Source organism: Arthrobacter sp. ERGS1:01, from assembly GCF_001281315.1.
Lineage (GTDB): Bacteria > Actinomycetota > Actinomycetes > Actinomycetales > Micrococcaceae > Specibacter.
Genome location: NZ_CP012479.1, coordinates 3,508,833 through 3,535,549, shown reverse-complemented (window position 1 = coordinate 3,535,549; position 26,717 = coordinate 3,508,833). Strand labels below are relative to the sequence as shown.

The window sequence follows — 26,717 nt, the reverse complement described above, 5'->3', positions numbered from 1 at the left end:
TTGTGAGGACTTCCATGGGTTCAGTTATTAAGAAGCGCCGCAAGCGGATGGCAAAGAAGAAGCACCGTAAGCTTCTTCGCAAGACTCGCCACCAGCGTCGCAACAAGAAGTAAGTCTTCTTTTCGCGAAAGCGCCCGCCCGCCGATTTCGGTGCGCGGGCGCTTTGCTTTTAAGCGACGACGCTCGACGCCGGCCAGCGGCCCGGGCGGTCACGGCACCTTACTTGCGCCGCATGGACGCGATGCCCTTCCACAACCCGTACACGATGCCCACGCCCGTGGCGGCCTGCAGGCCCAGGGTTGCCGCGCGGCGCCCGGCCCGGTAGTCGTAGATGGGCCAGTTGTGTTCGCGTGCGTGCCGGCGCAGCTTGCTGTCCGGGTTGATGGCCACGGGATTGCCCACTGCGGTCAGCAGCGGGATGTCGTTGTAGGAGTCGCTGTACGCCCAGCAGCGGGTCAGGTCCAGGCCCTGCTCCTCGGCAAGCTCACGCACCGCGCGGCCCTTGGCGGGTCCGTGCAGGATCTCGCCCTCCAGCCGACCCGTATAGACGCCATCCTCAATCTCCGCCACGGTGCCCAGGGCCCCCGTGAGGTGGAGGCGGGTGGCGATCACGCCGGCCACTTCCACGGGCGTGGCCGTCACGAGCCACACCTGGCGCCCGGACTTGAGGTGCTCCTGGGTCAGGGCGCGGGTGCCGGGCCAAATCTTGGAGACGATCATCTCGTCATAGACTTCCTCGCCCAGCTGGCGGATGAAGTCCGCGCTGATGCCGGCGGCAAGTTTTTGCGCCGAGTCCTGGACGGAATGGACGTCGTTCATGTTTTCCCCGCGCAGGATGAACTTGGCCTGCTTCCAGGCGAATCCGGCGACGTCACGGAGCGTGAAGGCCTTTTTCTGGTACATCTTCCGGGCCACATGGAACAAGCTGGCGCCCTTCATGAGCGTGTTGTCCACGTCAAAGAAAGCGGCCTCGCCCTGGTGTTGCACAGTAGTCGAGGCGGCCTCGGCACTGTTGGTAGTCACGTCGGGCATAAAAAGAGTCTAGTCAATACTGCCCCGCCATGCCCGCCGGGGCGGATTTGGCGTGGTTAACAGTGGTCGAATTCTCCCGGCCGGGTGCGCCGGACGCCGTCGTTGTGCTTGTGGGCGCCGGAGTGCGTACCGTTAAAGGCATGGATTCCACACCTTCGGGCACCCGCCGCCCCCTGCTTGAATTGATCACGAGGTCCGGCTGCCACCTGTGCGCCGACGCACGGACGGTGGTCTCCGAGGCGGCCGTGGAACTGGGTTTGGAATGGACCGAAATCAGCCTTGACGGCGACGCCGCACTGACGGCCAGGTACGGCGAGGAGATCCCCGTGGTGCTGGTGGACGGGGTCCAGCGCGACTTCTGGCACATTGATCCCGTCCGGCTGCGCACGGTCCTGGCCCGTGCCATGGCCGCACCCCAGCCCTAAGGGCGAGGCCACAAAAGGACCCGGCTTGGGCAATGCCGCGGCCACGACTTACAGTGGATAAAGGCCGACGGCGGAGCGGGGCACCACAGCTTCCCCGCCCGGGTTTGGCCGTTGTTGGAGAACTTGGAGCATTGTCTTGACCCCAGCGCAGACGCCGGAAGAACCGGCCGCCGAGGCGGCCCGGCAATTGCCCCCTGCCACGGTGTCGCGTCTGACTCTCTACCTGCGCACGCTCAACGCCCTGCTGGCCGAGGGAATCGAACGGGTCTCCTCCGAATCCCTGGCCGAATCGGCCGGTGTGGGTTCGGCGAACGTCCGCAAGGACCTGTCCTACCTGGGGTCCTACGGCACCCGGGGAGTGGGCTACGAGGTGGCCCACCTGAGCCGGAAGATCGCCCAGGCGCTGGGCCTGACACACGAATGGCGCGTGGCCATCGTGGGTGCCGGTAACCTGGGCCGGGCCCTGGCCCGGTATGCGGGCTTCGAATCACGCGGCTTTGACGTGGTGGCGTTGTTTGACGCCGACCAGATGGTGGTGGGATCCGAGATCGGCTGGCTGCGCGTCAGCGACGTGACGGAGCTGGAAACGGTGCTGGAAAAGACCCGGGCCAACATGGTGGTCCTGGCCCTGCCGGCCGGCGTGGCGCAGGCCGTGTGCGACCGCGTGGTCGACGCCGGCGTGCACAGCATCCTCAGCTTCGCCCCCGTGGCCCTGTCGGTGCCCGAGCATGTAAACCTGCGCAAGGTGGACATGGCCACCGAACTGCAGATCCTGGCCTACCACGCCCAACGCCTGCAGACGCCGGGCCTGGCCGAGGACCGGCCCAGCGCCTGACGCCCGCTAGTACCCGTGCGGGCCGCGGTTGGGCTTGAGGAATTACTGCTTGGCCGGGCCGCGGAACAACAGAAGAACGGCCACGAGCCCCACCACGATCCGTGCGGCGGTGTAGTAGGAGTACGACGCACCCTCGGGCACCAGCACGATCGAGACAATTGCAAGCACCAGGGACATGGTGCGGGCCCAGCGCTTGCCCTTGCGCACGGCCGCAGCCATCCAAAAGTAGATGATCGTAGAGGCGAGCTGCACCACTGCCAGCATGCCGCCCACCAGGTTCACCATGGTCTGCACCGAGATGCCTGCCGCGGCTTGCGGGTTGCTCGCGATTGCCTGCTCCACGAGCGGCCGGATGACGTCTTGGCCGGACTGCGTGGTCATGGCGACCACCCACACGACCAGGGCCAGGGCCTGGATGACGCCCGCCGCCATGATGAGCCGGCTGGCCAGCACCACCTGCTTGGGGCGGCAAAGTGCGTTCCGGGCGGAACGGGTCCGGCGCCGCGGTGGGGCAGTGCGGGCCCGGGGGCCGTGCCGCCGCCAAAACCGGGGTAGGAGGAGGCTGGGGGAGGGCTCCGTCGTCGTTCTTCCCGGGAGCATCGGAGGACGCGTTCGGCGGCTGCCAGCCGGCCGGCGCGTACTGCCCGTAGCGGGGGACGCCCGGGGCGATTTCGCCGTAGTGGCCGGGCTGGGGACCGGTGGCGGGCCGCTCTTCTGGCTGGTCGTCAGGAGTGGTCATGGGGTGGTCCCTTTCATTGCACGGTGCCGCCGCGGCGAATCCCCTTCGGGCATGGGGAGAGGTCGCGTCGGGTTTGTGTTTAACCCTACGCGACCTCTCGAAACGGAACTAGCCGTGAAATCTAGGCGGGGGCGCCCTTGCTGCGCGACTCGAGCCAGGCCGAGGACTCCGGCAGCCACATCAGGATGGTGGCCACGATGCCCAGCAGGCCGCCGCCGGCGCCGAAGAACACCATGACAATGCTCAGGACGGCGATGGCCGAAAGCACCATCCGGGCCCACTGCATGCCTTCCTTGAGCTTCATGAGGCTTACCAGCAGCACCGCGATCAGCACAAGGGAAATGATCGAGGTGATGATTCCCTTGACGCCGCCGGCGCGGATGGCCGCCCCGCTGCCGGGAATGGCGATGCCAAAGACGGAGTCGTCGCTCGCGCCCAGGGCGAACAGGGATGCGATGAAGACGATGATCGTGCCGAGCAGCCAAATGCCTGCCGTCACGAGCCAGATGATGTAGGAGATTTTCAGCAGCTGCGGCAGGCCGGCCACCTTGAACAGGCCGGCGAATCCGCCTGCCGGCATGACCGCGTGCATGTCCTTGGGCCAGTCGTTGGGCATCTCAAAGGACGAATGGGCCGCGGGAGCAGGCTGCTGCTGGTAGCCGGGAGGCGGTGCCTGGTAGCCGGGAGGCGGTGCCTGGTAGCCGGGAGGCGGTGCCTGGTAGCCGGGAGGCGGTGCCTGGTAGCCGGGCGGGGGCGCCTGATATCCGGGATTGGGTTGTTGTGGAGCAGGGGAAGCCGGCTGGGAACCAGAGCCGTCGGGAGACGGTTGCGAGCCGGATTGCTCGGGACCTGGGTACTCATTAGGGGTGCTCATAGCAGTCACCCTAGCCCGGGAACAGACCCTTGCATAGATACCGGAAAGTAAATGCAAAGTGCCGGTTTGCCCACAGGGGCAAACCGGCACTTTGACGTGTTGGGCTATGGGGTTATGCGGCCTTCACGAAGGCGACATCCAAGGCGATGGTGACCTTGTCCGAAACCAGCACGCCGCCGGCTTCCAGGGCTGCGTTCCAGGTCAGGCCGAATTCCTTGCGGCTGATGACGGTCTTGGCCTCGAAGCCTGCGCGGGTGGCGCCGAACGGGTCAACGGCCACGCCGTTGAACTCGCCCGTGAAGGTGACGGTCTTGGAGATGCCGCGGATGGTCAGCTCGCCGGTCAGTTCAAAGTCGTCTTCGGTGCCGGATACGGCGGAGGAGACAAAGGTCAGCGTCGGGAACGTCTCGACGTCGAAGAAGTCGGCGCTGCGGACGTGGCCGTCGCGGTTTGCGTCGCCGGAGTTGAAGCTGGCGGCCTGGATCGTGGCGGTCACGGCGGAGTCGGCGAGGGTTTCGCCGAGGGTCAGTGCGCCTTCGAGCTCGGTGAACTGGCCGCGGACCTTGGAGATGCCGGCGTGGCGGACGGTGAAGCCCACGGTGCTGTGGGAAGCGTCGATGGTCCAGGTGCCCTGGCTCAGGCCTACGGTTTCAACGGTGATTGCAGTCATGGTGCTCTCCTTGGAAGGTGGTGTAAAGGGTGGCAGAAGCGCCTGTCGTGGCGATCCTTCACCGGGTATAAGCATGCGTTTGCATCTAATATTCCCGGTTCGGGGAAAATTTCCGTAGAAACTTTTTTCACTGTGCCCGCGGAGTCTGGGAGTTCCCTGATTAACGCCTTGTTGCGTAACTTTGAGAAACTTGCTTACATGCCCCGAGTCACTGTTCATCTTCTGCGCCATGGTGAGGTATTTAACCCCGATGGCGTGCTGTACGGGCGGTTGCCTGAATTCCATCTTTCCGAGCGCGGCCGCGCCATGGCCGACATGGTCGCCGAGCACTTTGGTGTCCTGGCGAACGACGGCGCCGCACCCGTTTACCTTGTTGCCTCGCCCCTGACCCGGGCACAGGAGACGGCGCAGCCCACCGCCGCGGTGCTTGGCCTGGACATTGTCACCGACCCGCGCATCATCGAGGCCGAGAACCACTTTGAGGGCATGAAGGTCAACAAGGCCGAACTGCTCAAGCCCCGGCACTGGCGTTACTTCCTGAACCCCCTGCGCCCCTCCTGGGGCGAGGCCTACTCGGGCCAGGCCGCACGCATGCTCGAAGCAGCACGCGACGCCCGCCGTCGAGCCTTTGAACTGGGCGGAGACGGCGCCTCGGCCATCATGGTCAGCCACCAGCTGCCCATCTGGTCCGCCCGGCGCAGCGCCGAGGGCAAACGCCTTTGGCATGATCCCCGCAACCGCGAATGCACCCTGGCCTCCTTGACCACGCTGACCTTCGACGGCGACGATATTGTTGACGTGGCCTACAGCGAGCCGGCCGCGGCACTGCTGCCCGGCGCCGCCACCACGCCCGGCGCCTAAGGCGCACTAGGCGAAACGCCCGTTTTCGACGTAATGTAGAAATCCAATGTAAGAAAACAGTCAGTGTCCCGCCACTGGATTCATACAAGCTGAAAGACATTTCTTGTGACTTCCTCCCTGAGCCGTAGATCCCTGCTGGCTGCCAGCGGCGCCGTCCTGGCAGTTGCACTTGCCGCCTGCACCGCCAAGGACCCCCTGGCAGTGCAGGCCAACGCAGGCGACAACAAGAACTACATCGCCGGCGACGGTTCGGTCTCGGAATTCGGTGTCTCGAGCCGGTCCAAGCCCGTGGAGTTCACCGGAAAGCTCTTTGACGGCAGCACTGTCAACGCCAGCACCTTCCCGGGACACGTGACCATCCTCAACTTCTGGTACGCCGCCTGCGCGCCCTGCCGCAAGGAAGCCCCGGATCTGCAGGCCCTGCACGCTGAGTATGAGGCTGCAGGTGTGAAGTTTTATGGCGTGAACGTGCGCGACGAAAAAGCCACCGCCGAGGCATTTGAACGCAACTTTGGCCTGAGCTACCAGAGCGTGGCCGACAAGGATGGCGGCGTGCTGCTGTCCATGACCAAGTTTGTTCCCCCCAACGCCGTCCCCACCACCCTGGTGCTGGACAAGCAGGGCCGGGTGGCCGCCAGGATTCTTGGCGAAGCCGACAAGAGCACCCTGAAGTCGCTCATCGAATCCGCCTTGGCCGAGAAGTAACGGCTGCCAAGGAACGTGAACAACCCCTTCGCCGAAGCTGTCGCCAGTGGCTCAATGCTGCTGGCCATGCCGGTCGCCCTGCTGGCCGGACTTGTGTCCTTCGCCTCACCCTGCGTGCTGCCCCTGGTACCCGGATACCTCGGTTACGTCAGCGGACTGAGCGGAGTTGACCTTGAGCAGCAGCGCCGCGGCCGGATGTTCGCCGGAATCGGACTGTTCGTACTCGGCTTTTCCGTGGTCTTCATGCTCATCGGGGCCGTGTTTGGCCAGCTGGGTGCCTGGCTCAAGGGCCCCGATGCCGCCTGGGTCACCCAGGTCCTCGGCGTCGTGGTGATCCTGCTGGGCATCGTGTTCCTGGGTGGCCTGAGCTGGTTCCAAAGCGAGGCCAAGGTCCATGCGAAGCCGCCGGCAGGGCTGTGGGGCGCACCTGTCCTGGGCATCACCTTTGGCCTGGGCTGGGCGCCGTGTACCGGACCCACCCTGGGGGCCGTGCAAATGCTGGCCTTCAGCGACGGGTCCAGCGCTGCCAAGGGCGCCATCTTAACGTTTGTGTATTGCCTGGGGTTGGGTGTGCCGTTCCTGCTCATCGCCCTGGGCGTTCGTCGCGGACTGGGCGCGCTTGCGTTCTTCCGCAAGCACCGCCGCGGACTGCAATGGTTTGGCGGCGGAATGCTGATTGTCCTTGGCCTGCTGATGGCCACGGGGCAATGGGGCACCTGGATCAACCAGCTCCAGTTTTGGTTTGCCAATGAAGTGAGATTGCCGATCTGATGGAAAATAACACGGTGAAAGAACCATCCACGAAGAAGGGTGCAGCGAAGGACGACGTCGTGCTGCCCAAACTCGGTTTCCTCGGCATGCTCCGTTGGGCCTGGCGGCAGCTGACCAGCATGCGCACGGCCCTGCTGCTTCTGCTGCTGTTGGCCGTTGGCGCCGTTCCGGGATCATTGTTCCCGCAGCGGGCGTCGAACCCTGCCAACGTGACCCAGTACCTGACCGACCACCCCACCTCCGGTCCCATCCTTGACTGGTTCAAACTTTTCGACGTGTACTCCTCGCCGTGGTTTGCCGCGATTTACCTGCTGCTCTTCACGTCCCTGGTGGGTTGCGTGCTGCCGCGCGCCAAGATTCACTGGAAGGCCATGCGCTCGGTGCCGCCGCGCACCCCCAAGCGGCTGTCCAGGCTCTCCGAATACGGCACCGTGGAGATTCCGGCGGGCAGCGGCATCGACGCCGAAACCGCCATCAAGGATGCCGCCGCAGTCCTGAAGAAGCGCCGCTACCGCGTCGACGTGCGCGACCTTGGCACCGATCGACCCTCCGTTGGTGCGGAAGTCGGCTTCCTGAAGGAAGTTGGAAACCTGGTTTTCCACACCTCCCTCATTGGGGTCCTGGCCGCCGTCGCGATCAGCGGGCTCTTTGGGTACAGCGGCCAGCGCGTCCTTGTGGAGGGCGAAACGTTCGTCAACACGCTCGTCGGCTACGACACCTTCACCCCCGGCGCCTACTTCAACGAGGACCGGCTGTCCCCCTACTCCGTGCAGCTGGACAAACTTGAGGTCAAGTACGACCGTGAATCGCCCGGGCACTACGGCCAGCCGCTGGACTTCAACGCCACGCTGACCACCAAGGATGCCCCCGGCGCCGCCGCGAAGCAACAAACGCTGAAGGTTAACGATCCGGTGGCCCTGGGCGGCACCGACATCTACCTGGTCGGCAACGGTTACGCACCCGTGGTCACGGTCAAGGACGGCAAGGGCAACATCGCCTTCCAGGGCCCCGTCATCACCATCCCCACGGACGGCGCCTACACCTCGCTGCTGGTCATCAAGGTCCCGGACGCCAAGCCTAACCAGCTCGGCTTTGTCGGCTTCTTCCTGCCCACGGCGCTCGTTGACGACAAGGGTGTGGCCTACGGCTCGGACCCCGACCCGTTCAACCCGCAACTGAACCTCAACGCCTACACGGGCGATCTGGGCCTCGACAGCGGCGTCCCGCGCAATGTCTACACGTTGGATACCTCCAAGCTGAAGCAGATCAACGGCCGCGACCTGAAGGCCGGCGGCATCGTGCTGGGACCGAGCCAGACCTACACACTGCCCGGCGGTAACGGCAGCATCAGTTTCGACGGCATCAAGCGTTTCGCCGCCCTGGACGTCCGCCACGATCCCGGGCAGGTCTACGTGCTGATCTTCTCGGTGCTGGCCCTGGGCGGCCTCATCGCGTCCCTGTTCATGAACCGCCGCCGCGTATGGGTCCGTACGGGCAACCATCCGGACGGGCGTACCATGGTGGAGTTTGGCCTGCTGGCCCGCGGTGAGGACCACCGCCTGGCGGCGGAGTCGGCGGCCATCAGCAAGGCTTTGCATGCCAAATGGGTGGTGCCGCTGGAAGCGGCAGTGCAAAATGGTGAACAGGGCAATCGTCCCGAAGGGGACCAGCAAGAAAATTCCGACGCCGAATCCGGCGTCACCATGGCTAGTAAGGACCAGTAATGCCTGGAATCAATGAAGGGTTCGCCCTGCTCAGTGAGCAGTTCATGCTCATGGCCGGCTTTGCGTATGTCGTGGCGTTTTGCGCGTATACCTGGGACTTGTTCTCGTTCAGCAAGGTCGCCAAGGCGGGACTTGCCACCGAGACTCGAGGCGAGGCGCTTGTAGGTGCAGGCGTCAGCAGGTCCGGTGGCAAGATGATTGGCCAGGACCTTGGCGCGGGACCGCTTGACCGCGGAGTTCGGCCCAGCAGCAAGACCCACGACGGCGCCGACGGCATCACCGCCGGCGACACCATGCGCTACGGCAAGGTCAAGCGTCGTGCTGCGCGAGTGGCCGTGGCACTGACCGTCGTGGCCGCAACCGTCCACGGCCTGGCAGTGCTGTTCCGCGGACTGGCCGCAGGCCGCGTGCCGTGGGGAAACATGTACGAATTCTGCACCACCGGCGGTTTCGCTGTCGCCTTGGTGTTTCTCATTGTGCTGACCCGACGTGACCTGCGCTTCCTGGGCACGTTCGTCATTGGCCTGGTGCTAGTGATGATCTTCGCTGCCTCCAGCGCCTTCTGGACCCCTGCGGGCCACCTGGTGCCGGCGCTGCAAAGCTACTGGCTGGTCATCCACGTCTCCATCGCCGTGCTGACCTCGGCGTTGTTTACCCTGACGTTCGCCATGTCCGTGCTGCAACTGATCCAATCGCGCCGGGAAGCCGCCGTTGCGGGCGGCAAGCCGGACAAGCTGCGCGTCATGCGCCTGGTGCCCAATGCGCTGAGCCTGGAAAACATGTCCTACCGGATCAACGGCATCGCGTTCGTTGGCTGGACGTTGACGCTCATGTTTGGCTCCATCTGGGCCGAGAAGGCGTGGGGGCGCTTCTGGGGCTGGGACACCAAGGAAGTATGGACATTCGTCATCTGGGTGGTCTACGCCGGCTACCTGCACGCCCGCGCCACCCGCGGCTGGACGGGTACCCGTGCCGCCTGGCTGTCCATTGTTGGCTACCTGTGCGTGGTCTTCAACTTCACGATCGTAAACCTGTATTTCTCCGGCCTGCACTCCTACGCAGGCGTGGGCAGCTAACTCTCCACGGAGCGTTGGTCCGGTCGCTTTGCCGACCACCAGCCCTTCGAATGCGCAGATAGGGTGACTCCCAAACGGTGGGAGTCACCCTATCTGCGCATTCGGCCGTTAACGGAAGTCCGCGCGCGTGCCGAGGGAGCCGCGGAGCAAGCGATCGGCCAGCTTATCCGGGTCGGACCAGCCTCCACGAACCAGGGTGCGGGCAATCTTGGTGACCACCGCTTCGCTGCCGGCCTTCAGGTCCTCGTTGTTGAGCAGCACCTGGTGCCAGCCCAACTGGGCTGTGATGAAGTCCCTGTCGTGGTCCCGAGCCAGTTGTTCGGCAGTGCGGTGGTGGGCGCCGTCATACTCGATGCACGTTGAGAATTCCTCGCAGGCCAGGTCGGGGCTGATGAGGGAACGCCCGGTGGCATCACGTAGTTCGCAGCCCGGCTCGAAGGTGGGCAGCGTCGAACGGGCAATCATCAGCCGGATAGTTGTCTCCGGTGGGGAGTCGGCGCCGACGCGCACCAAGTCCAGTGCGGCACGCAGCTTGGCCAGCCCGCGAAGGCCGTGACGGGTGCTGATGCAGGCCTTGAGGACGTCCAACGGGACCATGGGGATGGTGGCAGGCCGGTAGTCGCGTTCATGGAAGCAGACAATCTGATCGCCAACCACCACGAGGTCATCCAGTGCAAGTAGTTGGGCCAGGTCCAACAACGTCCGCTGGATGGAAGTGACCGGAACACCGCGAATGCGGACCACGTCTTCCGGCGCGAGATGCAGGCGGTGGCCGATCACATTCTTTCTGCGGGGCTCGGCCCGTCCTCCGGTAGTTGTCAGCTCCAGGCTTTGACGGTCGGCGCACCAATGCGGCAGGTAGAGCCCGTGGATCCTGGCCGCCGTCAGGTGGCTGCCAACGCCGGAACCCGTCAGCTCGGTGTACGGCCGGCAGCGGTCGACAAGGTCGACGTCGGCGCCCTTAGGTACCCGGATGCCGCGGCTTGGGTTCCAGAGGTCAGCTGCGCGTGTCCGGCTGCGGGGAATCGCGGCAGCCCGGGATTCGTCCAGGGTGAAGGGTCGGCCGGCCAGGTGCGGGGGAAGGGGATCGGGGTGCTTCATGCATCCATTAGCGCCGACCGTTGGTCCGTTCAGGGCGGCTTGCGGACCTGAACGACGAATCTGTGGACAACGAGTGGCCGCTTCGGCGGATACGGGCCAGAATTCCGGCCGGGCGGGACCCGACCCGGGCGGGCCCATTGCGCAGAAAAGGTGACCCCCGTGGTGTGGGAGTCACCTTAAGTGCGCACTCGGCTGAGGCGGGTTCTAGTGCTTCGTCTCGTCGTTGGGGTGTTCCTCGCGGTGCTTGTCCGCCCGGAGCTTTTCCTCGCGGGCCTCGTCGGCACGGATCTTGGCTTCGCGGGCATCGAGTTCGGCCTTGAGTTTGCGCAGCCGCTCCGCCTCGGCCTTCTGTGCCTGGGACAGCTGGAGGTTGCGCAGGAACTCGGGGTCGTCGTCGGGGGCCACATATTGGTTGGGACGACCCGAATACGAGGGGCCGCGGGGGCCCGCACCGGCCCGGCCGGACATCGGTGAGGCCGCGGCGTTCGAGTAGCGGGGGCGGCCAAAGAAGAACCACAGGATGACGCCGACCAGCGGCAACAGCAAAATCACCAGGATCCAGGCGGGTTTGGGAATGCTGCGAACATCCGCGGGGTCGCTGCGAAGGCAGTCGATGAGCCCGTAAATGAAGAGAACAACACCGAAGATCACTGGGATATAGCGCATGCCTCATTCTACCGTCGCGGGCCAAATTGACGCTCGGGGCGGACGTCCAGCTTCAACGGCTAAACTAAGCGCCGTGGCTTTCTTCAAATACTCCCTGATTCGCGGCGTGCTCTTTGTGGCGTTCTTCCTCATCGCCAAGCTTGCGCTGAACTTCACCCCCATGACCGCGGCCCTGATTGCGGCCCTCTGCGCCTTTGTGGTGAGCTTCTTCTTCCTGCGCAAGCAGCGCGACGGGGCCACGGCCGTGATCGCCGACCGCTTTGCCCCGAACGCCGACACCACCCAGTCGGCAAGCGCCCTGGCCGACGCCGACGCCGAGGACTCCCTGATCGACGCCAACCCGGATGTCTGGATTGACGCCGACCGCAAACCCAAGGTCCGCCCGGCCGAATAATCCGGCCGCACAGCGCTGCCGAACAGCGGAGCAGCGCAACCGGCCCACAAGGCGCCGCCAAGACCCCCGAAATCAGTGTGGAAGGATCCGCGCATGCGGTGGATGGATACGGAACGGCAGGCCCTCGTGGCAACCTTCAACGCGACGGATCCGGAGGCGCCCACCCTGTGTGAGGGGTGGAATGCACGCAGGCTCCTGGGGCACCTGGTGCAACGCGAGCACACGCCCTTTGCACGGCTGAAGGACGAGACCGCCAAGGCCCCGCCCGGCCAGGAGAAGCACCTGGGCCAACTCGTGGCCACGGCAGTAACCCCCGAAGGCTACAAGGCGTTGGTGGCCAGGTTCGCCGCCGGCACGGGCCCGTTGAACCCCATGACGTGGTTTGGCGACGCCGTGCAGCTGCTCGAATACGTCATCCACCATGAGGACCTCCGCCGTGGCGCCGGGCCTGTGGAGCCGCGGGAATTGCCGGCCGCCCAGCTGGATGCGCTGTGGAAGCGCATGCCGCTCATGGCCCGGTTGAGCTACCGCTCAAGCCCCGTGGGGGTGAGCCTTGCCTGGCCTGGGAAGGAATCCGCCGTGGTCCGCAAGGGCGTGGACGGCGTCGTGATTGCCGGCAGCCCGGTGGAACTGGCCCTGTATCTGGGCGGCCGCCGTGCGGCGGCCGCCGTCGACATCACGGGCAAGCCCGAGGCCGTGGCGTCCTTCGAAAAGTGGATCACCCGCAAGGACTGACTTATCTGCGAAGCGGTGGGGCTCAGAGGTGGGTCAGCACCATTGCGGCGGAGAACAGCACGCTGAAGCCCAGGTTGAGCAGGCCCGTCTGCTTCAGGACCGGGATCAGGCTCTTGCGCTTCTTGCCCTTGAGCATGATCCAGCTGGGCATAAGCATGAATGGGATGAGCAGCAGCACCAGCAGCAGCCACGGTTTCGCGGGCACCAGGAACATCATGATGGCCACCGACAGCGCCAGCATCACCACGTAGCTCAGCCGTGCATTCCTGTCCCCGAGCCGCACCGCGAGCGTCCGCTTGCCCACCTCACTGTCCGTGGGGATGTCGCGGACGTTGTTCGCCATTAGAAGTGCGACGGCGATCAGTCCGGTCGCGATGGAGCCCAGGACTGCCGCCGTGCTCACCGAGCCGGCCTGGGTGAACGTGGTGCCGAGCGTGGCGACCGGGCCAAAGAAGAAGAACACGAAAACGTCGCCCAGGCCCATGTAGCCGTAGGGGTTCTTGCCGCCTGTGTAGCCCCAGGCGGCCAGTACGGCGCCGGCACCCACCAGCAGCAGCCACCAGGCCTGGGACAGGAACACCAGCGCCAGGCCGGCCACCATGGCCAGGCCCAGGGCGGTGAACGCGGCCATTTTCACGTGCTGCGGCTTGGCCACCCCGGATCCCACCAGGCGCAGCGGGCCCACGCGGACCTCGTCGGTGCCGCGGATGCCGTCGGAGTAGTCGTTGGCGTAGTTCACGCCGATCTGCAGCAGCAACGCCACGAGGGCGGCCAGTACGGCCCGGCCCCAATGCAGGGCATCGAGGTCGTAGGCGGCCGCGGTGCCGATGATCACCGGTGCCACCGCCATCGGAAGCGTCCGCAACCGGGCACCTTGAATCCATTGACCAACAGTGGCCACAGCACTACTCCTTCGCGGGAACTACAAAAATGACAGGGAAAATCGAGGTCGGCGCGCTTCGCAACCGTGCCGCGAAGACCCGCCTGCTTCCATTGTGCCGGGTGGGCCCTAGGATCCGGTGGTCGCGGCGTCCGCCAACAGGGCCAAAATGGCGTTCCTGTCGGGTTTTCCGGTCGATAGCACGGGCAGCTCGGAGACGAACACCACAGTCTTGGGTACCAGGTGTGGCTCCAGGACGGCGGCGGCGCCGGCCAGCAGCTCGTCGGCGGAGCAGGAGCCCACTACGAGCGCGGCCACCTGCTGGCCCCACTCCGCGGAGTCCACGGGGCCCACGAATGCCTCGCGCACGCCCTGCACCCGGTGCAGCCCGTCGGTGACCGCCGCCGCGGAGATCTTCAGGCCGCCACTGATGATGACGTCGTCCACCCGGCCCAGGACGCGCAAACGCCCCTCCGCGTCGAGTTCGCCCAGGTCGCCGGTTTGGTACCAGCGCACGGTTTCGCCGTCGAGCTCTTCGTCGAAGAAGGCGCCGGCGGTCAACGTGTCGTCGCCCAGGTAGCCCTCGGCCAGCACCTCGCCACCCAGCCAGACCCGGCCGTCGCGGATGGCGACCTCCACGCCTTCCAGGGGGACACCGTCGTACACGCAACCGCCGCAGGTTTCGCTCATGCCGTAGGTTGTGATGACGTTGATGCCGGCGCCGCGGGCCGCCTCCAGCAGCACCGGGCTGGCCGGGGCGCCGCCCAGCAGGATCCCGTTGAAGCGGCGCAGCACCGTGAGCGTTTCGGCAGACGGGTTGGTGAGCAGGCGGGTCAGTTGCGTGGGCACCAGCGAGGTGAAGCGCAACTTGTCGGTCAATTCCTCCGCCGCGGCCGTGAAGGCCTCGGGCGTGAAGCCGCCGGAGAGGTCCATGACCCAGGGGCGGGTGCCCGCGAACAGGGACCTGACCAGCACCTGCAGCCCGGCCACATAGTGCATGGGCAGGGCCAGCAGCCATTGCCCCTCGCCGCGCAACGCCATGGCCGTGCCCACCGACGACGCCGCCAGGGCATCGACGCTGAGCATGGTCCGCTTGGGCTGGCCCGTGCTGCCGGAGGTGAGGACGACGGCGGCGATTTCGGTGTCGCTGCCCGCCGGCAGTCCGAGCTGGTCCTGCGGGATCAAGGTGAATTCGGCGGCCTCACCGGGAGTTGCGGGGGCCGTGATTTGCACGGCAGGGCCCTCGCCGTGCAGGGCGTCGGAGAGGGCTTTGAGCAGGGGTTCAATGGTCATGTGGGGTGCCTATTAGAAGTAGTAAGGGAAGGAGGACCAGTCGGGGTCGCGCTTTTGCAAGAACGCCTCCTTACCCTCCACGGCCTCGTCGGTCATGTACGCCAGGCGGGTGGCCTCCCCGGCGAAGACCTGCTGGCCGGCGAGGCCGTCATCGGCCAGGTTGAACGCAAACTTGAGCATGCGGATGGCCTGCGGGGACTGCCGGGCAATGTCCGCGGCGTATTCCAGCGCCGTGTTTTCCAGCTCCGCGTGGTCCACGGCCTCATTGACGGCCCCCATGCGGACCATGTCCTCGGCGGAATACTCGCGGGCAAGGAAGAAGATTTCCCGGGCAGCCTTTTGGCCGATCTGGCGGGCCAGCAGCGCGGAACCGTAGCCGGCGTCGAACGAGCCCACCGTCGCGTCGGTCTGTTTGAACTTCCCGTGCTGGCGGGAGGCGATGGAAAGGTCGGCCACCACGTGCAGGGAGTGCCCGCCGCCCGCGGCCCAGCCGTTGACGACGGCGATCACCACCTTGGGCATGGTGCGCATGAGCCGCTGGACCTCCAGGATGTGCAGGCGGCCGGCGCGGGCGGGGTCGATGGTTTCTTTCGTGTCCCCGTCGGCATACTTGTAGCCGTCGCGGCCCCGGATGCGCTGGTCCCCGCCCGAGCAGAAGCTGTGGCCGCCGTCCTTGGGGGAGGGTCCGTTGCCCGTCAGCAGCACGGTGGCCACATCCGGGGTCATGCGGGCGTGGTCCATGGCGCGGTACAGTTCGTCCACGGTGCCGGGGCGGAAGGCGTTGCGCACCTCGGGACGGTTGAAGGCGATGCGGACCGTGGGCAGGTCTCTTGTGATGGCACCGCTCGAATCCCGTTCCACCTGGCGGTGGTACGTCATGTCCGTGAAGTCGAAGCCCTCCACCACACGCCATCGGGTGGGGTCGAAGATGTCGGAAACCTGCTCGGGAAGATTATCTGCGCTCACCCTAGTGATTCTAGCGGCCGGGCCCGGCCCAGCTTTGCCCGCTCAGCCGATGCAGAATTCATTGCCTTCGGGGTCGGCCATGGTGATCCAGGAATACGGCCCCTGGCTGGCCTCCCACAGGAACGTTGCGCCGCGCTCCTCGAGGCGGGCCCGGACGGCCGCCTTGTCCTCGCCGTCCAGCCGCACGTCCCAGTGCACGCGGTTCTTCCCCTGCTTGGCGTCGGTGCCGAGCTGGAACAGGATCCGCGGCTGCCCGGTTCCGGCCGTCTGTCCGGCCGTGATGGCCTGCCCCACGGCCCAGACCAGCTTGCCGTTGTGGTGCGTGGTCTGGTCCTCGGTGGCGTGGCCCTGTTCCACCATGATGCGGATGAACGCTTCGTCGGAGGGCTCCACCTCCCAACCCATGGTTTCGGCCCACCAATCGGCCAGCGCGTGCGGATGGGGGCTGTCAACGACTATTTGCAGGGAATATGCCATGATCAAAGTTTGCTGGGCTGCGTGCCGGACGTCCAGTGTTTATGCGTGCGATGAGTTTGCCGCGAACCACGCGCCACTTTGAAAGTGGCGCGTGGTTAACAACAAACTCGACGCAGAAGTAATGGCGCGCGGCGTCGACTAGGGTTTTTCCTATGACAGCCATTGAGCCCATCACCCTCCGCGGAAAATACGTTACTCTCGAGCCGTTGAACGAGGACCACCACGACGGTCTGGTCGAGGCGGCGTCCGATGGCGAGCTGTGGAACCTTTGGTACACCCACGTGCCGCGGCCCGAGGGCATGCGCGCTGAGATCCAGAAACGCCTGGCCGCCCGGGACGCGGGGACCGAACTGTCCTTCACAACACGATTGAATGATCCCGTGACCGGGGAGCCCGGCCGCATCATCGGACTGACCAGCTACTACGCCATAGACCTTTCGGTCCCGCGGCTTGCCATTGGCGCAACGTGGAATGCCGCCAGTTCGCAGGGAACCGGGACCAACCCCGACAGCAAGCGGCTGCTGCTTGCGCATGCCTTTGACTCGCTGGGTTGCGCGGCGGTGGATTTCCACACGCACTGGATGAATTCCCAGTCCCGTGAGGCCATTGCCCGCCTGGGCGCCAAGCAGGACGGCGTGCTCCGGGCCCATCGCCGCATGCCGGACGGCTCACTGCGGGACACCGTGGTCTTCTCCATCATCGCCTCCGAGTGGCCGCAGGTCCGCAGCGGACTCGACTTCCGCCTGGCCAAGCAGCGCTGAGCATGCACGAGCCCCAGTGGGAGGGTGCCGTCAACGCCCGCCGGCTGGCCGGCGACATCTACCGGATGGGCCGCAGCGAATGGCTCACCGAGCGCGGCTGGGCGCAGGTGTACGACGACGGCGTCCGCACCGTGATCGACCTGCGGAATCCGGGGGAGCGCAAGCGCCGGCCCACCGACCCTGTGGTGGGAGAGGAGGCGATGGCCGGGTTCGACGTCGTCAACTCGCCCACGGAAAACCCCGACGATGCCCGGTACCCGGAACTGTTCCACCCCTATATGAACCATCCGAGGCTCTATGCAGACATCCTGCGCCTGTTTCCGGACCGCGTGGCCGACGTATTCAAGGAATTGGCCGTGGCGCGGGGAGCCGTGGTGATCCATTGTTCGGCCGGGCGGGACCGGACGGGACTCATTGCCACGATGCTGCTGGCCCTGGCCGGGCAATCGGAGGAGATTGGGCGCCAGGATGAACTTGCCGCCCGCGGCATCAATGAATGGCACCTGATATCCCCCGTGAAACACCCTTACGAGCACTATCTGGCGGATGCGGAACTGGCCGGTGTGGTGGCGGACCGCGGTCACGCCGTGGCGGGATTTGCCGGCGGCCTCGACGTACGGGCCTTCCTGCTGGCCAACGGAGTCACGGCTGGGCAGATCGACGCCGTCGTGGCCCGCTGCCGGCCCTGACCTTGGGGCGCGGGATCCGCAGGTCAACGCCGCCGAGTGTCGGAGCCCGCGGCTAGGGTTCAGTGCAATCGAAGGATCGTGATTCTGGAGGCGCACAGTGACTGAAATCGGAGCCTGGACCGAAGAAACGGAAATTCCCGTGTGCGTACCGCCCCGGCGGCCGCGGAAGTCGCAGGACGTGGTTGTCACCGTCTGGCCGACGTACCTGGACTCCTTTGAAAGGGATTGGACCCATGCCGAGACTGTCCAGGTGCTGGAGCTCTATGACCAGGGAGTGGATCTGTACAGCCTTGAAGAGATCTGCGGCCTTGAGGTGGAGCAGATCGTCACCCGGCTGATCCGCTTGATCTTTGGCATCCAAGGGAGTTTGGGCGACGAGAATGCCGTAGCGAATTCCGGGAAGCCCTATTCCCCGCAGGGCCAGGAGATGTTGCGGACCGGGTGGCGGAACGGTGAAAGTCTGGACGTGCTGGCGGCCAGGCTTGGCCGGACACCCTTGGGGGCCGGCTGGAAAATGCTGGCCCTGGGGATTCCCGCCGTATCAGCGGAGCTGCGCAGCGAGTATTTCCTGACCTGACCGGAACGGCTAGCGGCCGGGGCCGACGAGGGCGACGTCGTCGGAGGTGTCCAGCACGTCGGCGAGCTCCTCGGTGAAAACAAAGTACCGGTAGGCCAGGAATCGGAAGATGGTGCCAAGGATCAAGCCGATCACGCCGCCGGAGATGAAATCGGCGCTAAAGGAGGTGTAGCCCAGAACATAGCGGGAGACCACCTGGCAGGCCAGGACGATTCCCAGTCCCAGCACGTTCATGACCACAAAGAGTGAGAATTCCCGCCAGACCCGCTCGGAACGGCGGTGCCGGAACGTCCAATAACGGTTGGCGAACCAGGCGAACAGCGTGGCGACAACCGTGGATACCACGCGGGCTTTGATGGTGCTTTCGGACATGGGGCCGTGCCAGAGAATCGTATAGATACCGTTGTCGATCACCCAGCCCAGGCCGCCCACTGCGCCGAACTTGAGGACTTCGCGCCACAACAGAACAATCAGGTTCCGCAGCTTGTCAATAATTTCCATGGGGCCTTCCGGAGAGCAGCATTCCGATGCTCGATGACCATCGGCCGGGCATCGAGGAGGGTTCGCTGTCCTATGCTTACGTTAGCTGATCCGGCTGTGAAGTTTTAGAATGTGCGTAAACGAGCCGTTATTGTGTCAATTGTGACTTAGCTCATAGTTGAGCCTTACGCGGCCGGGTCGATCACGTGGCGGCTATTTCCGACAACCCCGGGCTGATGAAGCAATGCGAACTTTCCCTGAAGAGACTCCCACCCCACCATCAAGGAACGGTGGCCGCCCGCGGCTGGCGAAGAAGTTCCGCAACTGGCTCATGAACGCCCCCGGTGTCGCCGCAACGGATCGCCTCGATGCCGTGGTGGACCGGGCTGTTGCGCGCGCACTGGCGCCGGACTTGGCCGCAGTGGAGGGGTTGCTGGATGCGCTGCGGGCCGCGCCCCGGGACGCCAAGGCCCCGTGGCCGGAGACAGCCATCGAGGATTACCTGGTCTGCGCCCGGGCCGTTGTGTTCCGGACGCTGGGCCTGACGCTCTTTGACACCCAGATGCTCGCGGCCGCCAACATGCTCCGCGGCACCGTGGTGGAGATGGCCACGGGCGAAGGCAAGACACTGGTGGGCGCCCTTGTGGCCGGGGCGCAGGCACTGTCCGGGAGCCGCGTCCACGTCCTGACGGTCAACGATTACCTGGCCCGGCGCGACGCCGCCTGGATGGGTCCGTATTTTGAGGCCATCGGGGTCAGTGCCGCCTCCGTGACGGCCACCATGGGTCCGGCGGCCCGCCGCACGGCGTACCTGGCCGACGTTGTCTACGTTTCGGTCAGCGAACTTGGCTTTGACGTGCTCCGCGACCGCACCGTGACCGACCCGGCCGAAACCGTGTTGCAACCGCTGGACGCCTGCATCGTCGATGAGATTGATTCGGTGCTGGTCGACGAGGCCACGGTGCCGCTGGTCCTGGCCGGCCGGGCCCGCACCGAGCTGCAGTCCGTGGACGTGGCTGACTTTGTCAAAAGTTTGCGGGCCGACGTCGAATTCACGGTGGAAGCCGACAAGCGCAATGTCTCACTCACGGATGCCGGGATCGACCGTGCCGAGGCCCGCTGGCCCGGCGTCGAACTGTATTCGGCGGCCGGCACACCCCTGTTCTCCTCCATCAACGTGGCCCTGCACGCCCAGGTGCTCCTGCAGCGCGACGTTGACTACATCGTCAGGGACGGCCAGGCCCAGATCATCTCCGATTCGCGCGGCCGGGTGGCCTCCCTGCAACGCTGGCCCGATGGCCTGCAGGCCGCCGTCGAAACCAAGGAAGGGCTGGCCACCACCGAACATGGCGAAGTCCTGGACCAGCTGCTGGTGCGCGACCTCATCAGATCGTTCGCGACCGTTACGGGCATGAGCGGCACCGCCGTGGCCGTCGCGGAGTACCTGCGCACCAACTACACACTCGACGCCGGCCCGATCCCGCCGCACAAACCCTGCATCCGCAAGGACCTGCCCGAGCTCATTTATGCCACATCCGCGCAGCGGGATGCGGCGGTCGTCGCGGCGGTGCTGGCAGCCCACGCCACGGGGCAGCCCGTGCTGATCGGCACCCATGACGTGGCCACCTCCGAACGCTTCGCCGCGCTGTTGCGGGACAAGAAGGTCGACGCCGCGGTCCTGAACGCCCGCAACGACGGCGTGGAAGCGGAGATCATCGCCCAGGCCGGCCGGAAGGGCGCCGTCACCGTGTCCACCCAGATGGCCGGCCGCGGCACCGACATCCTGCTCGGGGGCACGGATGCCACGGCGGCCGGCCACCGGGAAGTTGCCGCACTGGGTGGCCTGCTGGTGATGGTGGTGGGCCGTTTTTACTCTCCGCGCCTTGACGCCCAGCTCAAAGGCCGGGCCGGGCGGCAGGGGGACCCGGGCGCCGGTGTCATCTACTCCAGCGTCGAGGACCCGGCAGCCAACGGCCAGGAAAGCCACGGCCTCGAACTGAGCGGATCCGTGGAAGGGGAGACGGACGACGCCGGACTGGTGACCCGGGCGGGCGTGTCCAAGCTGCTGGACCGGGCCCAACGGCTGGCAGAGCAGGAGCGGTTCACCACCCAGGAAAACTCCTGGAAATACAACGAACTGATTGCCTACCAGCGCCGCGTGGTGCTGTCCGAACGATCCGACGTCCTGACCCGGGATGCGGCCGCACTGGAACCCTTCGAAGGCGAGGCGCACCTGGCGGAGCTGCGCGCAGAACTGGGGGAGGCCGGCGTCGTCCATGTCTGCCGGCAAGTCCTGCTCTTCGCCCTTGATTCCTTGTGGAGCGACCACCTGGCGCTGCTGTCGGAGCAGCGGGCGGCCATCCACCTGCGCGCCCTGGGCCGGCAAAACCCGCTCGATGAGTACCGCAAGGAAACCATCCTCGCGTTCGAGGGCCTTCTTGAGCGCGCCAATGACAGCGCCCGGGACATGCTCGCCGCCCTGCACCCCGTCAATGGGTCCGTTGACCTGGAGGCCGCGGGGCTGCGGCGGGCATCGTCCACCTGGACCTACGTGGTCAACGAGGACCCTTTCGGCAGCCAGTCGGACCAAATCGTGAAATGGCTGCTGAAAAAGATGGGCAGGTAGCTGTTCCGCCAGCCGTCCAGGGCGAATACTGGGGCTAGGGATTCACCGACCGCGAGGGGATGATCGTCCATGGCCAAGCTCATCTACGGGGCCATCACGTCGTTGGACGGCTATGTGGCCGATGCCGACGGCAGCTTTGACTGGAGCATGCCCGACGACGAAGTCCACGCCTTCGTCAACGATTTGGAACGGCACACCGGCACCTACCTGTACGGGCGGCGCATGTATGAGGTCATGCGGGCATGGGAAACCATGTACGGAGTACCCGATATGCCCCGGGTGGCGCGGGACTACGCCAACATCTGGCACCAGGCGCACAAGTATGTGTACTCCACCACCCTTGCGGAGGCCAGCACGGAAAACACCCGGATTGAGCCCAGCTTCGACCCCGACGCCATCCGCGAGCTCAAGGCCGGCGCCACCTCCACCATCTCCATCGGCGGTGCCCAACTGGCCGGCCAGGCGCTCGCGGCCGGGCTGGTGGACGAGGTCCACCTGTTCCTCTCGCCCATCATCGTGGGCGGCGGAAAACGGGCACTTCCCGACGGCGCCCGGCTGGTGCTTGAGCTGCGGGACGAGCACCGCTTTCACAACGGCGTGGTCCATCTCCACTACGACGTCAAAAACTCGCCGTAAGGAACTAGCGGCCCAACAGTCCCCACAGCAGCCACGCCGAGATCGCCGCCGAACCGGCCACGACCACGGCGAATCCCGTGAGCCAGACGCCGGACGGCACACCCGTGGAGCGGGCCAGGATGTAGGCGTCGGAGCTGGCAAGATGCTCGCGGCGGCGGGTGTGGACGGCTGCCACCTTGAACCAGTCGCGCACCGAACCGACGCCGAGCGCAATCCCCAGCGCCAGGACGGCGTAGCTGACGGTGCGGGGGTCGGCGAACATCACGAGGGCTTGCGCGGCGGCGGCGCTGGCCAGGGCCACCACAATGCCGGTGAAGTTGCGCAGGAACAGCAACGCCAGCAGCAATATGAGCGCGCCAATGGATGCCGCAGCCCCTGCCCAGCCTGCCGTGACGGACCACACGAGGACGGTGCCCACGACGGCCGGTGCCGGGTAGCCCCAAAATCCCGACCACACGGCGCTGAAGCCGCGGCGGCCGCTGCTGACAAGCTGGCCGGAATGGTCAAGGCCGATCTTCAAGCCGTGGACCACTCGGCCGGTCATGAGCGCGGCAAAGGCGTGGCCGAGCTCGTGGACGAACGTCACGTACAGGCCAAACCAGCGCCAGGTGGCGCGCGGGATGCTCAGCACCACGGCCGCCGCAACGATGCCCAGCAGGATCGGTGCCGGGATCGCGGGTGCGCCGGTGCGGACAAATCCTGCCAGTACGGCCTGCCACCACGTGGCCACTGCGTTGCTTGGTTCCATAATCATCACGCAGGAAGCCTATGCGAAAAGCCTGTGTGGGCCGGTGCTGCTGCGCTCGCCGTGAAACCACTTGCCCCGGGCGTGCGCAAGGGGTTGGCTGGAGCGCATGGCACATATCTTGATTCTTGGCGGCACCGCCTGGCTGGGACGCACCGTCGCCGCGCAGGCGCTCGCGGCCGGGCACCACGTCACGGCCCTGGCCCGCGGCGAATCCGGCGACTTCCCGGAAGGGGCGTCCGCCGTCACGGCTGACAGGGATGAGCCCGGCGCCTACCACGGCGTCTCCGTGCGGGACTGGGACCTGGTGGTGGAGCTGGCCAGGCGGCCGGCCCACGCCGGCGCCGCGGCGGCCGTCATCCGCTCGCGGAACTGGGTTTTCGTGTCATCGTGCTCGGTTTATGCGGATCATTCCGAGCCGGGCGCCCGGGAGGATGCGGCATTGCTGGCCCCGCTGGACGCCGGCGCGGAATGCACCCCCGAGCTCTATGGCGAGGCGAAGTCCGGGTGTGAACAGTTGATTGGCGAGGCCCGTGGCGGACGGGCGCTGATGGTCCGTCCGGGCCTGATTGGCGGCCCCGGGGATCCCAGCGGCCGCAGCAGCTACTGGCCGTTGCGTGTGGCGGATCCGCGCGAGCCCCTGCTGGTGCCGGAGGACGACGGTGCGGCCTACCCGCAACATGTGCAGCTCATCGACGTTCGCGACCTGACCGCGTTCATCCTCACCGCCGGGCTTGCCGGGCGCACGGGGGCCGTCAACGCCGTCGGCCGGTCCGTGCCGCTGCTGGATGCCCTGATTGCGGCGCGGGAGGCCGCCCACACGAACCCCCAGCTGGCCCTCTACCCGCTGTCCCGGATGGCCGACGACGGTGTTGCGCCCTGGAGCGGGCCCCGTTCGCTGCCGCTGGTGCTGCCGTTGGAGGACGACTATGCCGGCTTCGCCCGCCGTTCCGACGCGTTGGCACTGGACTGGGGGATGGTGCGCCGGCCCCTGGCGGATACCTTCGGGGACATCATTGTGGCCGAGGAGCCGTGGGCCGGGCGGCAGCTCGCCTCCGGGCTCTGCGCGGAGGATGAGGCCGCGCTGCTGGCGTCCTGACCATGGCCGGGACCCGGTGACGGTTGACAGCACCGCCCCGGCCCGTGCCACACTGAAAGTGTTCTGTTCCCTCCGTAAGGATCGTTCGTTGAAGATTCTGCTCGCCTTCGCCTAATCCGCGTCGCAGCGACGTGCGCCCGCCCGCTTTGCGGCCGCGTACGGCTCCCGGCGCCTTTCGCATCCGAGGAGAACCATGCAGAACACCCATCCCATTTCGCTGTCCCACGTAACCTTTTCGTGGCCGGACGGCACCGGCGTTTTCACCGACCTCACCACGAACTTCACCGCGGGTCGAACCGGGCTGGTGGGGCCCAACGGTACCGGCAAGACGGCCCTGCTGCGCTTGATTGCCGGTGAACTGGCGCCCGGCAGCGGCACCCTGGTCACGGCGTCGGACGTTTCCTATCTGCCGCAAAAACTGACCCTGCACACGGGGCAAAGCGTCACGGATTTATTGGGGCTCGGCGCCAAGCGGCGTGCCCTGGCGGCCGTGCTCTCCGGGAACGGCGAGGCCGGGCATTTCGAGGAGATCGGCGACGATTGGGACATTGAGGAACGCGCCACGGCCCTGCTCGCGGGGTACGGCCTGCCGATTCGGGGGCCGGAGTTTTTGGACCGCACGGTGGGCACGTTGTCCGGCGGCGAGGCCATGATCACCGCCCTGGCCGGCCTGGAGCTGGCAGGCCGGCCCATCACCTTGCTCGATGAGCCCACCAACAATCTGGACCGGGCGGCCCGGGCCCGGCTGTACGCCGCGGTGGAGAAGTGGCGCGGAACCCTCGTGGTGGCCAGCCACGACAAGGCGCTGTTGGAGCGTGTCGACGCCATTGCCGAGCTCCGCCCGGTCCGCAGCCGGGCGTACGCGGGAGTTCGGGTGGAACTGGTGCGGCATGGCGGCAACTGGGACAGCTATGTTGCCGGGCGCGAAGCCGAACGCGAGAGCGCCGAACGCTTGGTGCGCGACGCCGGGGCCCGGCTTGCGGCCGAGAAACGCCAGCGCATCGAGGCGGAAACCAAGATCGCCCGCCGCGCCAAGCAAGGCCGCAAGGCGGCGGACAGCCTGCCGAAGATCCTGGCCAACGAGTTGCGCAAGCGCGCGGAGGAATCGGCCGGCAAAATGCGCGGCACCATGGCCGGGCGGGAGGGCGATGCCGCTACAGCACTTTCCGACGCCCGCGACGCCGTACCGTCCGATGACCACATTCGGATCGAGCTGCCCGGCACTGCCGTTCCCTCCGGCCGGACGGTGCTTGATGTCCAAGCCAAATTAGTCCCCTTGGGTGTGTTGTACGACGGCGGCACCCCGTCGGCCGCCGATTCCCGCCTGGTGCTGCGCGGCCCCGAAACAGTGGTGCTGTCGGGGCCGAACGGCGTGGGCAAGACGTCCCTGCTCAACGCTCTTCGGCCCCTGGCTGCCGTTCCGGTGGGTTACCTTCGCCAGCGGATTGGTGCGGAGGGCGAATCCTGGGAGGGGCTCGATGAAGGTGCATCCGTCATCGACAACGTCCGGGCTGCCGCACCGGACGCGCCGGCGACGTCGGTGCACGAGCAGTTGGCCCGCTTCCACTTTCGCGGCGACCTGGTCAACCAGTCCGTGGCCGAGCTGTCCGGCGGAGAACGGTTCAGGGTGGCCCTGGCCAGGATCCTGCTGGCCCAACCCGCCCCGCAGTTGTTGTTGCTGGATGAGCCCACCAACAACCTGGACCTGGCATCAACGGAACAGCTGGTCTCCGCGCTGGGCGACTACCAGGGTGCGTTGATTGTCTCCAGTCATGATGACGGCTTCCTGGCAGCGTTGGCGCCGCAACGGGTTTGGGAGCTGCGGCGGTGACGAGCCGCGTCCCGGTAGGCTGGCACCCGTGACCAACCCCCAAACAACTCCGCCCCGCTTTGAACTGACCCTGCGCAAACCGTGGCTTGGCTGGTTTCCCAAACCGACCGTCGTCGTCAACGGCCTGGCCCAGCCCACCCAGTGGGGGACCCGGAACTGGAAGGTCCCCGGCGAGGGCGCTGCCACCGTGCGGATCTTCCTGTTCAACCGGCTCTGGAAGTTTGGCGAGGTGGCCTTCGAGGTGGAGCCCGGCGCCACGGCACCACTGGTCTATTCCGCGCCGTGGCTGCCGTTCGGCCCGGGCAGCATCCGACCGGCAGTGCGGTGAGCTCGGAAACGCTGCCTGTCCAGGTCTGCTTTCTCGGCGACTCCTTCGTTGCCGGCATTGGGGATGAGACGGTGCTGGGATGGACAGGCCGGCTGGCGGCCCGGGCGGCGGCAACGGGAAACCCCGTCACCGCGTACAACCTGGGCATCCGGGGCAACACCTCTGCCGACATCGCTGCCAGGTGTGCCAACGAAGTCGGCTCGCGCCGTTCCCCGGCCCGACAGACACGCGTTGTCCTCTCCATGGGCGTCAACGACACCGTTGAACTGGGCGGAGCGCCGCGGGTCCCGTTTGAGGAATCCTGCGCGAACCTGGAGCTCATCCTGGATTCCTTCGCGGGCGACCCCGTCCTGGTGGTGGGCCCGCCCGCCATTGTCGACGACGGCCAGAACTTCCAGATTGGCCGGCTCTCCGCCCGCTTCGACCAACTATGCCGCGAGCGTGGCATCCCCTACGTTGACGTCTTCCCCGCCCTGGAAAAGGATCCCGTATGGCGCAGGCAGGTCTTCGAGGGCGACGGCGCCCATCCGCGGTCCGAGGGCTACGCGGCACTGATTGAGCTCGTGCTACCGGCATGGGACCGCTGGATGGGCGCAACGGCGTAAGATCTCACCGCCCGGGGGTCCGGTGATCGAGCTTGTCGAGATCAAGGGGTCTCGACAAGCTCGACCACCGGATGGGGCGCCGCCCGGGGGTCTCGACAAGCTCGACCACCGGCTGG

General features: G+C 66.2%; 31 protein-coding genes. 19 read left to right on the top strand and 12 right to left on the bottom strand.

All coding sequences use genetic code 11. The features are described 5' to 3' along the window. Positions 1–14 precede the first annotated feature (14 nt). A complete protein-coding gene (locus tag AL755_RS22665) occupies positions 15–113 on the top strand; it encodes a 30S ribosomal protein bS22 (RefSeq protein WP_003792170.1) in 99 nt (32 codons plus the stop codon). Positions 114–219: 106 nt separating this feature from the next. On the opposite strand, the gene AL755_RS19945 is transcribed toward AL755_RS22665, so the two are convergent. Further along, on the bottom strand, positions 220–1,032 hold the full coding sequence (locus AL755_RS19945) for an HAD family hydrolase (RefSeq protein ID WP_054012502.1): 813 nt from the start codon (positions 1,030–1,032) through the stop codon (positions 220–222). A 140-nt stretch (positions 1,033–1,172) separates the two neighbouring features. On the opposite strand from AL755_RS19945, the gene AL755_RS19940 reads away from it, so the two are divergent. Next, on the top strand, positions 1,173–1,457 hold the full coding sequence (locus tag AL755_RS19940; protein ID WP_054013213.1) for a glutaredoxin family protein: 285 nt from the start codon (positions 1,173–1,175) through the stop codon (positions 1,455–1,457). A gap of 136 nt (positions 1,458–1,593) precedes the next feature. Beyond that, a complete protein-coding gene (locus tag AL755_RS19935) occupies positions 1,594–2,292 on the top strand; it encodes a redox-sensing transcriptional repressor Rex (RefSeq protein WP_237762560.1) in 699 nt (232 codons plus the stop codon). A gap of 42 nt (positions 2,293–2,334) precedes the next feature. Here AL755_RS19935 and AL755_RS19930 read toward each other — a convergent pair whose 3' ends face one another. The 3 genes from AL755_RS19930 to AL755_RS19920 form a co-directional block, all read right to left on the bottom strand. After that, complete coding sequence (locus tag AL755_RS19930) at positions 2,335–2,748, bottom strand: hypothetical protein (RefSeq protein WP_054012500.1); 414 nt, start codon at positions 2,746–2,748, stop codon at positions 2,335–2,337. Between the two features lie 404 nt (positions 2,749–3,152). Then, complete coding sequence (locus AL755_RS23650; RefSeq protein ID WP_082369443.1) at positions 3,153–3,905, bottom strand: hypothetical protein; 753 nt, start codon at positions 3,903–3,905, stop codon at positions 3,153–3,155. A 112-nt stretch (positions 3,906–4,017) separates the two neighbouring features. After that, on the bottom strand, positions 4,018–4,575 hold the full coding sequence (locus AL755_RS19920) for a YceI family protein (RefSeq protein ID WP_054012498.1): 558 nt from the start codon (positions 4,573–4,575) through the stop codon (positions 4,018–4,020). A gap of 198 nt (positions 4,576–4,773) precedes the next feature. On the opposite strand from AL755_RS19920, the gene AL755_RS19915 reads away from it, so the two are divergent. The 5 genes from AL755_RS19915 to ccsB all read left to right on the top strand — a co-directional run bounded on the left by AL755_RS19915 (position 4,774) and on the right by ccsB (position 9,712). Further along, the gene (locus tag AL755_RS19915; RefSeq protein WP_054012497.1) at positions 4,774–5,436 is read left to right on the top strand and encodes a histidine phosphatase family protein; all 663 of its coding nucleotides are present in this window, start codon (positions 4,774–4,776) and stop codon (positions 5,434–5,436) included. 105 nt (positions 5,437–5,541) lie between these two features. After that, on the top strand, positions 5,542–6,141 hold the full coding sequence (locus AL755_RS19910; protein WP_054012496.1) for a TlpA family protein disulfide reductase: 600 nt from the start codon (positions 5,542–5,544) through the stop codon (positions 6,139–6,141). Between the two features lie 15 nt (positions 6,142–6,156). Beyond that, positions 6,157–6,912, top strand: coding sequence for a cytochrome c biogenesis CcdA family protein (locus AL755_RS19905; protein WP_054012495.1), 756 nt, complete (start codon positions 6,157–6,159; stop codon positions 6,910–6,912). Then, entirely contained in the window at positions 6,912–8,636 is a 1,725-nt protein-coding gene (gene resB / locus AL755_RS19900; RefSeq protein ID WP_054012494.1) for a cytochrome c biogenesis protein ResB, read from the top strand. Before AL755_RS19905 ends, resB begins: the two co-directional genes overlap by 1 nt. Further along, positions 8,636–9,712 (top strand): c-type cytochrome biogenesis protein CcsB, encoded by a 1,077-nt coding sequence (gene ccsB / locus AL755_RS19895; protein ID WP_054012493.1) that lies wholly within the window; start codon positions 8,636–8,638, stop codon positions 9,710–9,712. The genes resB and ccsB overlap by 1 nt, the downstream gene beginning before the upstream one ends. 108 nt (positions 9,713–9,820) lie before the next feature. On the opposite strand, the gene AL755_RS22660 is transcribed toward ccsB, so the two are convergent. Together AL755_RS22660 and AL755_RS19885 are read right to left on the bottom strand one after the other, a co-directional pair. Further along, the gene (locus AL755_RS22660) at positions 9,821–10,813 is read right to left on the bottom strand and encodes an endonuclease domain-containing protein (protein ID WP_082369442.1); all 993 of its coding nucleotides are present in this window, start codon (positions 10,811–10,813) and stop codon (positions 9,821–9,823) included. Positions 10,814–11,017: 204 nt separating this feature from the next. Continuing rightward, positions 11,018–11,479, bottom strand: coding sequence for a cell envelope integrity protein TolA (locus AL755_RS19885; RefSeq protein WP_082369441.1), 462 nt, complete (start codon positions 11,477–11,479; stop codon positions 11,018–11,020). Between the two features lie 73 nt (positions 11,480–11,552). Here AL755_RS19885 and AL755_RS19880 point away from each other — a divergent pair, with 73 nt between their 5' ends. Next, complete coding sequence (locus AL755_RS19880; protein WP_054012492.1) at positions 11,553–11,873, top strand: DUF4229 domain-containing protein; 321 nt, start codon at positions 11,553–11,555, stop codon at positions 11,871–11,873. A 93-nt stretch (positions 11,874–11,966) separates the two neighbouring features. After that, the gene (locus tag AL755_RS19875) at positions 11,967–12,608 is read left to right on the top strand and encodes a TIGR03085 family metal-binding protein (protein WP_054012491.1); all 642 of its coding nucleotides are present in this window, start codon (positions 11,967–11,969) and stop codon (positions 12,606–12,608) included. Positions 12,609–12,630: 22 nt separating this feature from the next. Here AL755_RS19875 and AL755_RS19870 read toward each other — a convergent pair whose 3' ends face one another. The 4 genes from AL755_RS19870 to AL755_RS19855 form a co-directional block, all read right to left on the bottom strand. Continuing rightward, a complete protein-coding gene (locus tag AL755_RS19870; protein ID WP_054012490.1) occupies positions 12,631–13,509 on the bottom strand; it encodes a 1,4-dihydroxy-2-naphthoate polyprenyltransferase in 879 nt (292 codons plus the stop codon). A 108-nt stretch (positions 13,510–13,617) separates the two neighbouring features. Further along, complete coding sequence (locus tag AL755_RS19865) at positions 13,618–14,781, bottom strand: AMP-binding protein (RefSeq protein WP_054012489.1); 1,164 nt, start codon at positions 14,779–14,781, stop codon at positions 13,618–13,620. A 12-nt stretch (positions 14,782–14,793) separates the two neighbouring features. Next, positions 14,794–15,747, bottom strand: a complete 954-nt coding sequence (locus tag AL755_RS19860) for a 1,4-dihydroxy-2-naphthoyl-CoA synthase (protein WP_054012488.1) — start codon at positions 15,745–15,747, stop codon at positions 14,794–14,796. 42 nt (positions 15,748–15,789) lie between these two features. Continuing rightward, a complete protein-coding gene (locus tag AL755_RS19855) occupies positions 15,790–16,224 on the bottom strand; it encodes a VOC family protein (RefSeq protein ID WP_054012487.1) in 435 nt (144 codons plus the stop codon). Positions 16,225–16,376: 152 nt separating this feature from the next. Between AL755_RS19855 and AL755_RS19850 the strand changes: the two genes are divergently transcribed. The 3 genes from AL755_RS19850 (at position 16,377) to AL755_RS19840 (ending at position 18,251) form a co-directional block, all read left to right on the top strand. Continuing rightward, positions 16,377–16,985, top strand: a complete 609-nt coding sequence (locus AL755_RS19850) for a GNAT family N-acetyltransferase (RefSeq protein WP_054012486.1) — start codon at positions 16,377–16,379, stop codon at positions 16,983–16,985. Positions 16,986–16,987: 2 nt separating this feature from the next. Further along, positions 16,988–17,674 carry a tyrosine-protein phosphatase gene (locus tag AL755_RS19845; RefSeq protein WP_054012485.1) on the top strand — a complete coding sequence of 229 codons (687 nt, stop codon included), beginning with the start codon at positions 16,988–16,990 and terminating at the stop codon, positions 17,672–17,674. 97 nt (positions 17,675–17,771) lie between these two features. Beyond that, a complete protein-coding gene (locus AL755_RS19840) occupies positions 17,772–18,251 on the top strand; it encodes a hypothetical protein (RefSeq protein ID WP_054012484.1) in 480 nt (159 codons plus the stop codon). 9 nt (positions 18,252–18,260) lie between these two features. Here the strand turns inward: AL755_RS19840 and AL755_RS19835 are convergent, their stop codons facing one another. Beyond that, the gene (locus AL755_RS19835; RefSeq protein ID WP_054012483.1) at positions 18,261–18,752 is read right to left on the bottom strand and encodes a GtrA family protein; all 492 of its coding nucleotides are present in this window, start codon (positions 18,750–18,752) and stop codon (positions 18,261–18,263) included. A gap of 223 nt (positions 18,753–18,975) precedes the next feature. Between AL755_RS19835 and secA2 the strand changes: the two genes are divergently transcribed. Together secA2 and AL755_RS19825 are read left to right on the top strand one after the other, a co-directional pair. Next, positions 18,976–21,357: an accessory Sec system translocase SecA2 gene (gene secA2 / locus AL755_RS19830; protein WP_082369440.1), complete on the top strand. Its 2,382-nt coding sequence runs from the start codon at positions 18,976–18,978 to the stop codon at positions 21,355–21,357. A 69-nt stretch (positions 21,358–21,426) separates the two neighbouring features. Then, positions 21,427–21,993, top strand: coding sequence for a dihydrofolate reductase family protein (locus tag AL755_RS19825; protein ID WP_054012481.1), 567 nt, complete (start codon positions 21,427–21,429; stop codon positions 21,991–21,993). Positions 21,994–21,997: 4 nt separating this feature from the next. On the opposite strand, the gene AL755_RS19820 is transcribed toward AL755_RS19825, so the two are convergent. Continuing rightward, a complete protein-coding gene (locus AL755_RS19820; RefSeq protein WP_054012480.1) occupies positions 21,998–22,741 on the bottom strand; it encodes a M50 family metallopeptidase in 744 nt (247 codons plus the stop codon). Between the two features lie 106 nt (positions 22,742–22,847). Between AL755_RS19820 and AL755_RS19815 the strand changes: the two genes are divergently transcribed. From AL755_RS19815 to AL755_RS19800, 4 genes are all read left to right on the top strand, one after another. After that, complete coding sequence (locus AL755_RS19815) at positions 22,848–23,837, top strand: hypothetical protein (RefSeq protein ID WP_054012479.1); 990 nt, start codon at positions 22,848–22,850, stop codon at positions 23,835–23,837. Positions 23,838–24,030: 193 nt separating this feature from the next. Then, the gene (locus tag AL755_RS19810; protein WP_054012478.1) at positions 24,031–25,668 is read left to right on the top strand and encodes an ATP-binding cassette domain-containing protein; all 1,638 of its coding nucleotides are present in this window, start codon (positions 24,031–24,033) and stop codon (positions 25,666–25,668) included. Positions 25,669–25,696: 28 nt separating this feature from the next. Then, on the top strand, positions 25,697–25,996 hold the full coding sequence (locus AL755_RS19805) for a hypothetical protein (RefSeq protein WP_054012477.1): 300 nt from the start codon (positions 25,697–25,699) through the stop codon (positions 25,994–25,996). Beyond that, positions 25,993–26,601, top strand: coding sequence for a GDSL-type esterase/lipase family protein (locus AL755_RS19800; RefSeq protein ID WP_202813538.1), 609 nt, complete (start codon positions 25,993–25,995; stop codon positions 26,599–26,601). Before AL755_RS19805 ends, AL755_RS19800 begins: the two co-directional genes overlap by 4 nt. The last annotated feature ends 116 nt before the right edge of the window (positions 26,602–26,717 follow it).